Annotated in this window: 8 protein-coding genes and 1 tRNA gene; all 9 read right to left on the bottom strand. The window is 40.1% G+C overall.

From position 1 onward, the window contains the following. Positions 1 to 11: 11 nt before the first annotated feature. The 9 genes from CWB66_RS13985 to CWB66_RS13945 all read right to left on the bottom strand — a co-directional run bounded on the left by CWB66_RS13985 (position 12) and on the right by CWB66_RS13945 (position 13,604). Positions 12 to 1,706 (bottom strand): EH signature domain-containing protein, encoded by a 1,695-nt coding sequence (locus tag CWB66_RS13985; protein WP_138585851.1) that lies wholly within the window; start codon positions 1,704 to 1,706, stop codon positions 12 to 14. A gap of 2 nt (positions 1,707 to 1,708) precedes the next feature. Beyond that, positions 1,709 to 2,467 (bottom strand): OmpA/MotB family protein, encoded by a 759-nt coding sequence (locus CWB66_RS13980; RefSeq protein ID WP_138585850.1) that lies wholly within the window; start codon positions 2,465 to 2,467, stop codon positions 1,709 to 1,711. Continuing rightward, positions 2,467 to 4,641, bottom strand: coding sequence for an anti-phage ZorAB system protein ZorA (gene zorA / locus CWB66_RS13975; protein ID WP_138585849.1), 2,175 nt, complete (start codon positions 4,639 to 4,641; stop codon positions 2,467 to 2,469). Before zorA ends, CWB66_RS13980 begins: the two co-directional genes overlap by 1 nt. A gap of 42 nt (positions 4,642 to 4,683) precedes the next feature. Continuing rightward, on the bottom strand, positions 4,684 to 5,796 hold the full coding sequence (locus tag CWB66_RS13970) for a restriction endonuclease subunit S (RefSeq protein WP_138585848.1): 1,113 nt from the start codon (positions 5,794 to 5,796) through the stop codon (positions 4,684 to 4,686). After that, positions 5,793 to 7,385, bottom strand: coding sequence for a type I restriction-modification system subunit M (locus tag CWB66_RS13965; protein WP_138585847.1), 1,593 nt, complete (start codon positions 7,383 to 7,385; stop codon positions 5,793 to 5,795). The genes CWB66_RS13970 and CWB66_RS13965 overlap by 4 nt, the downstream gene beginning before the upstream one ends. Before the next feature lie 104 nt (positions 7,386 to 7,489). Further along, positions 7,490 to 8,464: a virulence RhuM family protein/type II toxin-antitoxin system death-on-curing family toxin gene (locus tag CWB66_RS13960; RefSeq protein ID WP_138585846.1), complete on the bottom strand. Its 975-nt coding sequence runs from the start codon at positions 8,462 to 8,464 to the stop codon at positions 7,490 to 7,492. Then, positions 8,465 to 11,908 (bottom strand): type I restriction endonuclease subunit R, encoded by a 3,444-nt coding sequence (locus CWB66_RS13955; protein WP_138585845.1) that lies wholly within the window; start codon positions 11,906 to 11,908, stop codon positions 8,465 to 8,467. 70 nt (positions 11,909 to 11,978) lie between these two features. Beyond that, entirely contained in the window at positions 11,979 to 13,115 is a 1,137-nt protein-coding gene (gene csm6, locus CWB66_RS13950; RefSeq protein ID WP_138585844.1) for a CRISPR-associated ring nuclease Csm6, read from the bottom strand. A 399-nt stretch (positions 13,116 to 13,514) separates the two neighbouring features. Beyond that, positions 13,515 to 13,604: transfer RNA gene (locus CWB66_RS13945), tRNA-Ser, on the bottom strand. Positions 13,605 to 13,952: the final 348 nt, after the last annotated feature.

Raw genomic sequence — 13,952 nt, 5'->3', positions numbered from 1 at the left:
AAATTTACTTATTAAGCAAGTTCCCAACAGAGCCTATCGTCTCTGGTCACTTTATTTTGAGATAACATTGAATAAAGTTTAGAATTAACAGTTGAGCGATCAGCCTTCATATTAAACTCACTGTTTAAAACCTTAACGAGCTCTTTGGCGGTAATTGGTTGGTACACTTCTAAAGCATTTAATAAATTGATTTCCAAAAGATTCTTTTCTTCAACATTTTTTCTTACCACAGGTAGTCCATAACGATTTATATATCTTCTGTATTCGTCTTTATCAAAGAGCTTTTCTAAATCGAGCTCAATACCATTTTGAGTTAAAAAATCAATGGCATTTTTTTGCCAAGAGGTTGGCGAGTGCTGAATTGGCATTAACTCGCCTTTTGGATAGTTCTTTTTATATTCTTGTGGAAAGCTATTTGTTAAAGCAAAATGGTTTAATTCACTTAAAGAGTAATCATTCAGCTTCTCACTCGGTAAGCCCATATAAATCCAAAGCTTAAAATTATGTGAGCCTTCAATGATATGAAAATCGCCGCAATCTAAATAAATAATGGAAGTTTGGGCCATGCCTTTAAGATTTATATAGCTGGTAGTTAAACTCTTCCCCAGTACTCGCTTAACTGTAAGCTCCGCTTGGTTTCCAAGCATTAGCCGTGCATTGCGAACAAACCCATGTTCATAAAGTCCTTCTAAAAAACGCTTACGTGCGGGGAACATTCTATTTAACGCTTCATCGCCGGTGTAATTTGCGTACTCTTCAATGGCACCTAAAAATAACCGCAAGTCTTCTTTGGCAAGCCAGCTTGTTACCGCCTTTACCCTACTCTCACCAATGGGCTTCCACCACTGGCGGTAATTTGTAGCTATATTAGCAATACGCGGGTCGCCAGCTAAATTCAGAACAAAGTTTTGCCATATTTCACTTGGTGCGCCTTGAGAGCGGTCAATAATAATTTCAAGCGCTATGTGCCCTATTCGTTTACCTTCTTCAAAAGGCATTGTGGCAACATCTTGTTTTAATAGCTCATGCAGAACATCATGTTGCTCACCAACGGGAATTTCTTTCAGTGTATCCAGGTAATATTGCGCGTGGCATATATCCAAAAAACGCCCTTGCGGTAGCTCGTTTAAGCGTAGTTTTTTTAATTGTTCGTTTAAGTCTAAGTGGTTTTTTTTGGCAAGGTTAACTAACGCCTTAGGAGCTGTTAAATCAAACAGCCATTTAGCCTGATTAAGCACCGACAAAATTGTGTCACTTGTATTTTTGCGATCTTTTAAGCGTTGCTCTATTTGCTGTTTAAGCCACTGCGTTAATCGATTAAAAATATTGCCATCAACCAGTGCATCAAAATAACGATAAACTAAAGAAATTAAATTCATTAACGACGACATACCAAGTTTGGGATGTTTAGCTTGAATGTAATCTATTGTTTCTTCGTTTAATGAGCCTTTTCTTACCTCTTCTTTATCAATCCATAACTGAGTTAAAACACGCACACCTTTGCGTTTAAGTAGTGTGTTTTTTAATTGTGTAATATCTCTGCTTAATACACATTGCCTTACCTGTTGCTCAAGCGCTTTAAATTCTTCGCCTTGCCCTGCACCGTCGGCAATTTTCTTTGTTTGTAAAGTCAGGCTATTCCACTGCTGTGAAAATCGCTCCCAGCTAAATTCTGAAAGCTGAGGAATAGGAGGTAAAAGCAACATAATTAAGGCATCTCCAAACGGCTTCTTACCGTTTCATATTCTGCACTAGTGGGTCTGCGAATAGTAAAGCGTATGTCTATTCGCCTGTTAGACCTAAAATCACTTTCTGTTAACTCTTCAACTACCATTCTACGTGTTGCCGCATAGCCGCTAACCGAAAAAAGCGGATTACCTTCTTTGTTAGTAATACCTGCTAAATCATGTTGGCTTGGCAGTAACTTACTCCAAAGCTCCCATAACGAAATCGCCCTAAAGGTCGATAATCCCCAATTACCTTTGCCCAGCATTCCGTTAAAGTTTTTACTGTCGGTGTGCCCTTCAATAAAAATAGTATCGAGGAATTGCTCACGGTTATCTTTATTTATAACCTCAGCTAGCACCTCACCAATTTCAAGTGCAGTGCCTTCAAACTGCGGACTTATATTAAATGCAGCGCTATCAAATCCTAAAATATCGTTAGGAATACTTAATACAGTTTCATTTTCGCTAACCGTAACTTGTATGCCTCGCTTACGCAGTAACTCAGCAGCTTCATGTAATATCGTTTTACGAACACCCTCAGCCATGTGCAGCATTTCTAGCTCTTGGGTAAATGCTTGTTGCTTATTTTCAAGCTCTTCTTTGGCTTCCATAAGCTCAACCATTAACACAACAGAAGCTAAAACAAATAAAATAAGTAAGCCCGACAAAATATCCGAAAACGACATCCAATAAGGGTTTTCTTCGTCAACACTTACTTGGTTGCTTCTAAATACTCGCATTAGCTACGCTCCAATTCATCCACTAAATCAGAAATAGAACTTACTGTACGGCGCATCTGATCACCAAATTCAAGCGTTGTGGTATTCCAGGTCTCCATACGCTCTTTAACTTGCGTATTTACTTCTGATGAATAGCTGCGTAACCACTCATTCGTTTGCTTTTCAATATCAGACACTTGCTTAGCTAACGTATTACTTAGCCCTTCAAACGATGCCTCAACACCATGTATAAACTCACTTTGGTGTGTTTTCATTTCGCTAAAGCCGCTTTGAGCTAATTTAGCCGTACTGCCAAACTGCTCTGTTGTAGCAACAAGCGACGTTTCAAGCCCTCTTAGCACTTTAGCTTGCTCAATTACGTGGCTTGCTAATGCATCATTCTGAGCAGAAATACCTTTAATAGTGTCGGTCATGTCACCTAAGCGCGTATCAAACAGCTCAGTTGCTTTTAATAAATTACCCGATAACACCCCAATTTGGTTTGCGCTATTACTCAGGTTTTGGCTACTAGTAGCAGATGACTCAGCAACCGTTTTAAGCTCCCCTATAACGTCTTTATGCTGTGCAATAACCGAATCCATATGCGTTTGCGTACGTTTTACTGCATCAGTCATCGAGGTAAGCATTTGGTCTTGTTGTGCTAGCCACTTACCTAACTGCGTTTGTAATTGCTCACGATACTCTGAGTCACGCTTTGAGGCTTCAAGCTGTTGGCTGTTAATTAATGAGCCAAACGTTTCTTCAAGCGCCTTTTGGCGCTGCTCAGAGCTTTGCATAAAGCTTTGTAAACTTGTTTCAAGGCCATTGGTAAACGCTTGTTGCTGCGCAGTTGTTTTTTCGTTTTGGCTAGAAAGCTCATTAACAAATCCACGGTTCGATTCGCCCATAGCGCTTTGTACTTCGGCCATAGAGTCAGAAAGCTTATTAAGAGTTTGCGATTGCTCAGTTAACCAACCACCTAATACCGACTGTAAATTATCTACATGGTTTGCTTCACGCGTCGCTTGGGATTGCTGCTGCGATTCGATCGCCGTAAATAACTTTTGCTCCATAAGCTGTTGGCGTTCTTCACTTTTGCTCAGCATCGCTTCGAGTTGCTGATTAAATTGCGATGATGCCCCCGCTTGTTGCTCAGCCAGTAACTCAGCTTGCTTACTGCTTTGCTCAAGCACTGCGCTCATTTGCCCGCTCAGGCTACTTACGGCCTCGTGCATTTGCTCAGTCGACTTTTGTATAAGCTCACCTTGGCCTCTACCTGCCGCTTGCATGCTCTCAGTAAAGTTACTAATTAAATGCTCCAACACGCCGCTGGTTTGTTGGCTGGTATTACTGACTAACGACTGCATAGCAGGTGCCATTACATTATTAAGTGCGTTAGTAAAAGCATCTTGCATGCTGTCACTCACACCCGAAATCGTCTCCTGTAATTTATCACCAATTCGCTCATGCAATTCCTTTAAAGCCTCACTGCTATCACTGGTGTTTTTAGAAATATCAACAAGTGATTTTTCAGCAGGCAAGCGCGGATATAAAAAATCAATGCGGTGTTGCACAGCAGTAATATTTCGTATGATTAAACGCTCCGCTATTTTTTCAATAAAGTTGAGCAGTAAGCTCAAACCTACCCCCCATACAGAGGTAACAAAGGCGAAAGCGGCACCACTCATCATGCTGTTTATGCCAACTTTTAATACTTCTATATCGTCACTGCCAATATTTATATCACGCAAGCCCATAGTGAGGCCCATAAAGGTACCTAACACACCAATTGCGGTTAAAAATGAGGGGGTAGCCGCTAATAATCGATTAGATGTAAGCCCAGCAGAAAGGGTTTTATGGTTAAAAAAGTGCTCCGCGTCCAGCGTATTATAAATACGTTGTAAGCGGTCGTCTTTTACTAAGCTTTCACCAAATTCATGCCACAGGCTGTGCACTATTTTAGATTTTGACGCTTTAGCACGCTCGCTAATAGCCAAGCTATTATCATAAAGCGTGCTGATAGATTCACCATTAATAATGTGCCTAACTTGCTTTACTCGACTATTGCTCTTAACCGTAAGTATAATAATCGAGATCAAAGCAGCTACAAATACGGCTATTAATGCAAGCCAAAACGATACCCCTAATACAGATTGCGGTATCAACCAATGCTCCGATGGCATAAAATCCAACATATTTACTACTCCCTTAGTTTATTGGGTATTACTTATTTTTTGTTATAACTGGCCAGCAAAGGCTTTTTGGCTTAGTGAGTTAAAACCATCTTTATTTAACTTACTAGAATTATTCAACTTTCTCTTAAGCTCATTTATTTTTTCAACAGTATTCGTAAAACGAATTTGTTGTTCTATCGGTGGTAAAGGAATATCCAAATCACGTAATATAGCTAGGTTAATATTTTTTTGAGCAGATTCAGGGGCGTTAGCTTCAAGGATTTTCTGCAAAAAGCTAAGCCAAGTTTGAACATACTCTGTTGTAACTAATTGATTTGGTTTAAATCCGACTACGCTGTCAGGGAAACACGCCTCAAAAGTTAAGATACCCGTTTTTGCAATATTTGCTGCAATAGTTATGCAAAGTGTCCCCGCTTTCCATTTTTTACTTTGGGCTAAACCAAAGTCAGAATAAGTTGCACTGTAAGATGTTATATATCCACCAGATTTGGCAACATCGCCAGTCTGTATTAATGGATGTTCGCCACCTAACAACTTTGGATCATTTCTAGGCCGGTGCTTCGATTTTCCACGATCTAATGTACCTACTTCACCAAACTTTTTAACTTCCCAGCCCTTTGGGTTGGTGACGGGATCGCCGAACATGTCTAGGAATACGCTGCGTAGGAAGTCGTCGGCGAGTTGGATGGCTTGTTGGCGTTTGCGGCGGGTGGCGTCGGCTTTGTCTAAAATCGCGGCGATGCGTTTTTGCTCGTCCAGTGGGGGTAGTGGGATAAGCTCATCATGAACTAAATTTCGGTTAAGTGTTGGTACACCAGCCCCTTCAACAAAGCGTTCTAATTGGAAAGCTTTTAACATGTAAAAAACCCATTTGGGATCATTCCCATGGAAATTAGTCACGTATAATGATGTATTTAGCGGCCAATAATCAGTGCTAGTATAATGAACCTTGCCAATAGTGCCTGACCTACCTGTTATAACTCCTGGTCCTTTTATTTTTGCCTCATTATGACTGCCATTTTGACCATTAGCAGCATAAATAGGTACATTTCCAGCAGTTCTGAGTTTTGTAGGGAGATCATATCCTCTTTTTAGAGTCGCTATTTCTTTTAAAGATCGCAATTGCCAATTACTTTGATTTCCAAAAAAGCTCACAGCATCCCCTCCAGCTCTTTCAAATCAGCGAGTATTTCGTTTTCTAAGCTCACTAATTTACCTAAAATCTCTTTTGGCGGATCGTAGCTTTCTTCTTCGTATACCACTTCTTTGTAGCGGTTGATTGACAGGTCATATTTATTGCTGGCTATTTCGTCTTTACTTACCCAAAACGCCTTTTGGGTTTTATCATTGCTACCGCTTGTTGCCTGAGCTTTATCGCGAGCTTTAAATTCGCTAATTAGGCTTGGTAAGTCGTTAGCTTTTATAGGGGTGCGCTTGTCATCCAAGCTAAAACCATCGGCTTGTACGTCGTAAAACCAGACGTGGTCTGTTCCTTTTGAGCCAGGGCCGCCTTTGGTGAATATGAGTATGGCGGTTGATACACCGGCGTAGGGTTTAAACACACCGCTTGGCAGTGAAATTACGGCTTCTAGCTGGTTGTTATCTACCAGCATTTGGCGCAGTTGTACGTGCGCTTTTGATGAGCCAAATAATACGCCGTCGGGCACGATAGTGGCCGACTGCCCGCCTACTTTTAACATGCGCTCTATAAGGGCAACAAATAGCAGCTCGGTTTTTTTAGTTTTTACTTTACGTAATAACTCAGGGCATACGTCCTCTTCGTCTAGGCTGCCTTTAAATGGCGGGTTGGCGAGTATTATGTCGTAGCCTTCTTTTGCCTTTTGCGGGTAGTGCTCTTTAAAGTTTTGGCTTAGGGTATCTTGATAATGAATGCCCGGTTGTTTAATGCCATGCATTACTAAGTTCATGGCGGCCACGCGCAGCATGGTGGCGTCAAAGTCAAAGCCGTTGAACATGTTTGTATCAATGTGGGTGCGCTGCTCTGGAGTTATTAAGTCACCTGAGTAAAGCAAGTTTTCAAGCGGTTTGCCGCTGTCATCAAGCTGTATATTGCCATTTACGTCAAGCACTGGTTCGCGCTCGATGCCCTCGGCTGATGTGTATTTTTGTAAAAGGTATTCGTAACTTACCGATAAAAAGCCACCGGTGCCGGTAGATGGGTCACAAATTTGGCTGGTGGTGCTTGGGTCCATCATTTCGACCATGGCGCGTATAATGTGGCGCGGCGTTCTAAATTGGCCGTTAATGCCTGCGGTGGTGAGCTTACTTAAAAGGTATTCGTACAAATCGCCTTTGGTGTCTGAATTTTCAAGGGGTAAGTCGTTTACCATTTCAACGGCTTTTACCAATAGGCTTTGCTTTTGAATCATTAATTGCGCGTCTTTCATAAACTCGTTAAATACCGCGCCTTCTGGCGATACGTCGCCTGAGGTTTTTGAAAAAAACGGGAACAGCTCATCTTTAACTAGTTTGTATAACTCTTCTGCGCCTAAATGGCGCAGGTTTTGCCAACGAATATGTTGCTCGGCGTCACTAAAGCGCCTGTTAAACGGCTGCTTAGTACGTGCGCTTCGTTTTTCGTCGGCTTGCTCGTTCATGTCGAGCATACGGGCGTACATTAAAAAAGTAATTTGCTCTACTACGGTAAGCGGGTTAGTTATTCCGCCTGTCCAAAATTCTTCCCATAGTTTGTCTATTTTACTTTTTAAAGGTCCGGTTATCATAGTGTTCCTATTGTGAGCGGTTTATTGCGCTCATTGTGTTAATTAATTTTTTATATCACGTTGTTGGATGGCGCTTCGCTTATCCAATCTACTTTTTGTGCTATTTAATTTTGACTTAATAAATTTTCGATTAAGCGAATAATGGTGTCTTTTTCTTTAGGGTTTGACTCTGCTACTAATAAGGTTATTGCCGCTAAGCCTGTGTCGTTTATTACCGGTTGGTAATTTTCATTTAACAGGCGTTTGTTACGATTTAGAAAATCGACAAATAAAAATGCTGCGGTGCGTTTATTGCCATCACTAAATGGGTGGTTTTTTACAACAAAATATAATAAATGCGCCGCTTTACTTTCTATGCTTGGATAGGCAGGCTCACCAAATACACTTTGCTCTAACGCGCCCCAAATTGCATTTAGGCCGCTGTTACGCTCTTGTGCAAATAGCTTAGTGGCTTCACCTTTGTTTGTAAGGTTTTGCTTAAGCTGTGAAATCGCGATTTTTGCATCATCAAGCAGTGTAAGTGACCCACCTAATTCCCCTTTAGGAGAGTTAAGTAGCCCCTCGTCGTACTGTTGCAGCCATAAAAAGGTTTGCGTGTAACTGGCAATTATATCTACAAGCCCTGCACCAAACTCACTGTTTTGTGGCAAAACAGCAATACGCTTAACGAGTTGTAATGCGTTTTCTAGCTCTGTTGCATTTTGTGCTAATCGCTCTTGATTTAAGGTATAGCCTTTTAATAAATGCTGCTTTAACGTTTTAGTCGCCCACTGGCGAAAGCGCACCCCATTTTTAGATTTAACGCGATAACCCACAGAAATAATAACGTCAAGATTATAATGGTTTACTGTATAATTTTTGCCATCTGAGGCAGTTGTCCGGAAATTCCGGACAACTGCTTCTTCTATTAACTCTTCATCTTTAAAAATATTACGAATATGCTCAGACACTGTACGTTTGTTTTTATCAAACAGTACAGACATATCTGCTTGAGTAAGCCATACTGATTCGTTCTTTAATGAAACTGATAATTGCAACGCACCATCATCAGATTGATAAACTTCTACTTTATTAGCCATTTACACCCTCACCTCTTTTTCAACAGATTGATTTTTATCGCCTAGTTTCACGTCAAACTGCTTAATAAATTGCTCTATTACGTCGGCTTGTTGCTGGCTAAATACGCCATCGAGCCCCATGTCGTGTATTTGTGTAAAAGGTGCATCGTAAAGCTGGGCTATTTCAATAGAGCCGTGGCGAATTAAGTGATTTTTTAACATACCAATAAAGCGCTGTTGCTTGGCATTTACATGGGTGTGTATTTGCTGCACAAAGGTTGTAAAGCTCTGCTCTATGGCGTTTTTGTCCATGCCGACTATGGTACGCAATATTTTGTCTAAGCTAGCGGTTGATTCGGGAAAAAACTCTTTTAATGTATTTAAATCAACACTTGGGTTTTGCGTATGCACTAACGAGCTTAATTGCGCTAAGTCGGCTTCGGTTACTTGTTCGCCATTGCGGATTTTTTTAAGTACGCTGTCGGTTTCAAATAATGGGGTGAGTGTTTTTTCAACCTCTTGACGGTATATTTGATAATCAATAGAGACTATTTTTGTAAGTCTGTTGGCTTCGTGTATTTGGTTTGCGTCTTCTTTTATATCAAGCACAAAGTCACTTTTTGGCGGTGTTATGTCTTTATTACGCAAGTGTATAATACTGCGTAAATTAATGCGGCTTTGCTCAAGCGCTGCATGGGTTAAATACTGCCAATACTGCTGTGTTTGTATTTCTGCTATTGCAGGTGCTTTGCTGCGCACTTCGTTTAAATGCATTTGAAGTGATTCAACTTTATTCATTACATTTTGTTTTGCTAAATCAACTTGGCTAGAGTCGGTAAGTAACAGCGTTTGAATGGTGGTTAGCTCAGAATCAAATTTATAGGCTTCACTTTGCCCCATAATGTTACGCCATTGCATAAGCGGCGCTACTTCTTCTAGTAACGTTTGTACATCATCAGGAATAAACTGATTAAGGCGTTTTAGGTCTTTACAGGTTTCGACCACTTGCCAGTTGTCGCGCACCGATATTGATTCCATTGGCAGTAAACAAATATCGTCGTGAATTAATTTAATTGTTTGGTCAAACACATCCATATTGGCTTTTTTTAGGGCGGTTTGTGCAAGAGTTACCCGCGCTTCAAATAGCTTTTGTAATAGCGATTTAGCTTGTTTTACGTCTTCTTCTTCTGGGTTTTCATCAAAGTATTCAAAATTTGCCCAATGGTCGAATATTAAAAAGTGAGTTTTGTGCTTACCTGGGCCATAGAGGTTTTCGCATAAGCGTGTGCCACGGCCAATCATTTGCCAAAACTTTACTTTTGATTTTATGGGTTTTGCAAATACAAGGTTCACACATTCTGGTACGTCTATGCCGGTGTCGAGCATATCGACCGATACGGCTATACGTACGCTGTTTTCGTCGCTTGATTTAAAGTCGTCTATTAGCTCTTCAGCGCGTTCGTACTTTGAGTGAATTACGCGGCAAAAATTAGCACCATGCTGCGGGTAAAGTTCACTAAATAACTGCGCCATTAATTCGGCGTGGGCTATATTACGGGCAAATATGATTGTTTTACCAGGTAGCTGTCCGTCTTTGTCACGCAGGCCTTTTTCCATTAAGTTACGCAGTATGAGCCTGTTGGTGTCTTTATTTTTAATGGCTTCGTCTATTTGTTTTGCGTCAAAGTCGAGCTCGTTCGGATCAATCCCTTGCTCTTCTAGTTGGGCTATTTGCTCATCAGTTAAATTGTCTTTTTTAATGCCTTCGCGTAAAAATTGTGTGGTGTAACTTACAATTTTGTAAGGGACTAAGTTGCCTTGTTCTATGGCGTCTTCAAGTGGGTAATTGGCTGTGGGCATTTTGTAATCACAGCTAAATAAATCACAGGTTGAGCGCGATACCATTTCTACTGGTGTGGCGGTTAAGCCCACTTCTAGCGCGTCAAAGTATTTAAAAATATCACCATAAATATTATAAATTGAACGGTGCGATTCATCGGCTACTATTAGGTCAAAGTGGCCTACGTCGTACTTGTTCATTATACGCAGCATGCCTGGGTACGTTGCTATAAATACACGCGCACTGGCTGCGGTGTTTTTAGCGCTTTTACCTACAATGTGTACTGGCTCTTTGGTATGCTCGGTAAAGGCATTACCTGCTTGTTTACGTAGCTCTTTTCGGTCACATAAAAACAGTACGCGCTTAGCCCAACCAGCATCGAGCAGCCGTTTTGCAAGGGCAATAGATACGCGTGTTTTACCTGTGCCGGTTGCTTGCACAATAAGCGCTTTGCGGTGTTTGTCGCTAAAGCGCTCACATACACGAGTTATGGTTTCCATTTGATACAAACGCCCTGCTACTACGGTATCTATTGGCGTGGTGTTTAGCTCTTTTTTAAGCGTGCGTTGCTTTATTAAGTACTGCAGGGAATCTTTTGAGTAGTAACCGTATAAACCACGACTGTTATAACCTTGCGCATCGTCGAGAATTTTTATATCCCAACCGTTCGAGTAAAAAATAACGGGCCGTTGCCCAAATTGCTTTTCGAGTGCGTTGGCATAAAGCGTTGCTTGCTGGCGGCCTTTTTCGATATTTTCGCGGGTGCGTTTGGCTTCTATTACAGCAAGTGGCTTTCCGTCGTCATCCCATAATACGTAATCAACATAACCTATGCCTGTTGTTGTAGGTTGATCTGTTACTTTTACTTCTTTGCCTACGTCTTCTGTTGATTCGTCGTCAAGTGCTACATTCCAACCTGCATTGCGTAAATCTAAGTCGATAATGCGTTTACGGGTTTCATCTTCGCTAAAGTTAAAACTTGAGTTAATAATTTGCTCATTTCGGGTTTTAACCTGAGTGAGCTTTTCTGCATCAATAGTTTGTTTTAGTTTTGCTGCTTGCTGCTGGGCTAGTTTTTGTGCAAGCTCTGCGGCTTCTAGTTCGTCAAGTGCGCGTTTTAAACGGGCTTGATTTTCGGCTAGCTGCTGAGTGAGTTGCTTGTTCTTTTTTGTAAACTGGGCATCACTCTGATTAGTTGGCGGTATCTGCTCTGGTGCTTTAAATTCAGGGCATGCTTGTTGCGTGCCATTTGCATAAGCCATAAACAAATAAGAGGCTACAAAGTAGCTTTCTTTTAATATCCAAATAGCTTGTTGTTGATCTACTTTGCCTTCGTGGGCAGCTTGGTTACCACTTTTACGAATGGCATGGAGCTTATCAGTAATTAAACGCGGTACGGCACTGGTAAAGTCGTCGGCGATGAGTTTATCAAAAATGTTAGACGTTGGTAAAACAGGTAAGCGAAGTTCTTTGTATAAGTAGCCTACTACTTTTTCGGCAAAGCAACGCAGCTTAACCAATGAGCTTTGCGGATCGGTAATCGCATAGTCTTCTGCAAAAACTGCTAACTGGTGTAGCTCTGGCCACTTAGATTGAATGTGTTCAAAGTTCATTGATTGCTTCATTCCTGATTACTTCCTTATCAACTAATTTACCATGCGTTATTATTTTTATGCGTTTGCAAGCTTGCGAATATTAAGCCGTTATATTTATTTTTATATTATGTGTTGCTGCACTTAACCAGTAGCTTGTTTCAAAGCTTTGGTTATTAGAGTCAATCGCTATTTTTTTAGCAAGTTCGTTTGGCAGAAACTTATTTATTTTATTGTTTATGCGGCTGCGCGTTTGCTGTACAAAGGTTTTTTCCATTACTTTTAAATTACTGTGTAAACCGTCTCTGAAGTCTTCTGGTTCTACGCCAAACGTGTCACGAAATACACGTAAATCACTGCTATTTTTTTGTAATAGTGTTAAGTACTCTATGCTGTGTTTTGTACACTCTTCAAATTTTCGCCCTACAATTAGCCTTTTATGTTCACTTTGGCTGTATTGATGTAACCATAAATAAAAGGCGGTTTCTTTTGCGGTAAGTTTAATTTCAATACCCGCAAAGGTGAGTATTTTTGCTTTTACGTTTATTTCAAGGGTTAAATCTTTTTTATGGGCTGAATTTAAACTTGCTACTGTTTGGCTAAACGATGCACTTTGCATATTGGCAATGAGAGTTTCGTCGATAGATTGACGCATTCGTACAAATGGGATCTCGGCAAGGGTTACTTTTGCATTGATGCAATCAACCTGAGCGCCGTTTTTACCGTCGATAACTTGGCTGTAAGGCGTTGGATAGTAAAAGTCTTTTACGAATTCAAATTCATCATTAACAAATACATGACTGAGCGAATCTTGCTCACGCCCTAACAACGACATGGCATAACCTAAATAAAACGCCATTGTTTTACGCCCACCCGCAATAGATGCATGAATGCTAATATCGTTTTTATTGGTAAGCTCAAACACTTTACGAGTAATAAAGTCGGCCATGTAGGTTTGTTCTATTTCAGATTTAGCATCATTAATAGGTTGGCCTTTATCGTCTTCTATTAGCCATATATTTTCATCGGGGAGATTAATATTGGGAAGTTGGTAGTCTGCTATTAGCTGAGCCAAGTGACTTTGTTTAAATAACCCATCGGTAAGCATTACCTTTGTACTTTTTGTAGTAATAACAAAAATCTCTTCGGGAATAGGCTTGCCTTGCTGATAAAGCGCAAAAAGAGTTTCTGTCAATACTTGTGGGCTTGCACCAGTAACAATTAGTAGTACATTCTTCATCAACGATCCCTCTGTATGAGGATTCTTATAATACATAAATTACATAATTAATGAAACTTGTTTGAGCTCAGTTAATTAGCGGCCTAATTAAAGAGTTCTAAATTAATATTCAAAAATAATAATAGTTTTATTTTAATAGCTTTTTAATTCACAAAGAACCTAACTTACTCGCGATTATACAAATTGCATCAAATTAGTGATCTGTTATAGCGCTAAGAAAATAGCGCAATAACAAGGCGAAATTATGACATAGTGTTGCTTTATATGAATAATTTTTTAACGCAGTTAGTTCAGGTTTAAGTAATCAAATTGAGAAGGTATTATTGAGGATTGGTATAATTTAAGTACTTTTTGTTATTAAAAAACCCAGTTAAATAAATAGCTGGGTTTCAAGAATAATGGTGGAGGGAGAGGGATTCGAACCCTCGTTAGGGGTAAACCTAAACACACTTTCCAGGCGTGCGCCTTCAGCCACTCAGCCATCCCTCCACAGTGTTGCAATTGTGTAATGCAACAGCGCGCTATAGTATGAAATAGCTACCCTAGGTGCAAGGCATTTTTAAAGATGAATCTTCAAATGCTCATTTATCAAACAACCACTTAAGTTTAAGTATAAAAAAACGGCTAAATTTGAGATTCAACCGTTTTTATTACTACTTCTAAAATATCTTAACCTGAACTCTGGTTAAGAGATTTATACCAATCTGCTTATATATGGGGTCTATTTAACGTTAAGAAAATTACGCTAGAACTAGGCAAAAATTTTTGTATCTAGTTGTTCTAAATAAAAAATTTTTAACGACGTTATAGTGCAATTTAATTCGTTAAATTGATAAA

The organism is Pseudoalteromonas sp. S558 (genome assembly GCF_005886635.1).
Lineage (GTDB): Bacteria > Pseudomonadota > Gammaproteobacteria > Enterobacterales > Alteromonadaceae > Pseudoalteromonas > Pseudoalteromonas aliena.
The sequence above is the reverse complement of the archived record's forward strand: the minus strand, read 5'-3'. Positions and strand labels throughout refer to the sequence as shown.

Bases quoted from the DNA above. Each gene is read 5' to 3' on its own strand.
- CWB66_RS13980 (WP_138585850.1), bottom strand. From the start codon at position 2,467: ATGCGAGTATTTAGAAGCAACCAAGTAAGTGTTGACGAAGAAAACCCT.
- CWB66_RS13965 (WP_138585847.1), bottom strand. From the start codon at position 7,385: ATGATAACCGGACCTTTAAAAAGTAAAATAGACAAACTATGGGAAGAA.
- zorA (WP_138585849.1), bottom strand. From the start codon at position 4,641: ATGTTGGATTTTATGCCATCGGAGCATTGGTTGATACCGCAATCTGTA.
- CWB66_RS13955 (WP_138585845.1), bottom strand. From the start codon at position 11,908: ATGAAGCAATCAATGAACTTTGAACACATTCAATCTAAGTGGCCAGAG.
- CWB66_RS13985 (WP_138585851.1), bottom strand. From the start codon at position 1,706: ATGTTGCTTTTACCTCCTATTCCTCAGCTTTCAGAATTTAGCTGGGAG.
- CWB66_RS13960 (WP_138585846.1), bottom strand. From the start codon at position 8,464: ATGGCTAATAAAGTAGAAGTTTATCAATCTGATGATGGTGCGTTGCAA.
- csm6 (WP_138585844.1), bottom strand. From the start codon at position 13,115: ATGAAGAATGTACTACTAATTGTTACTGGTGCAAGCCCACAAGTATTG.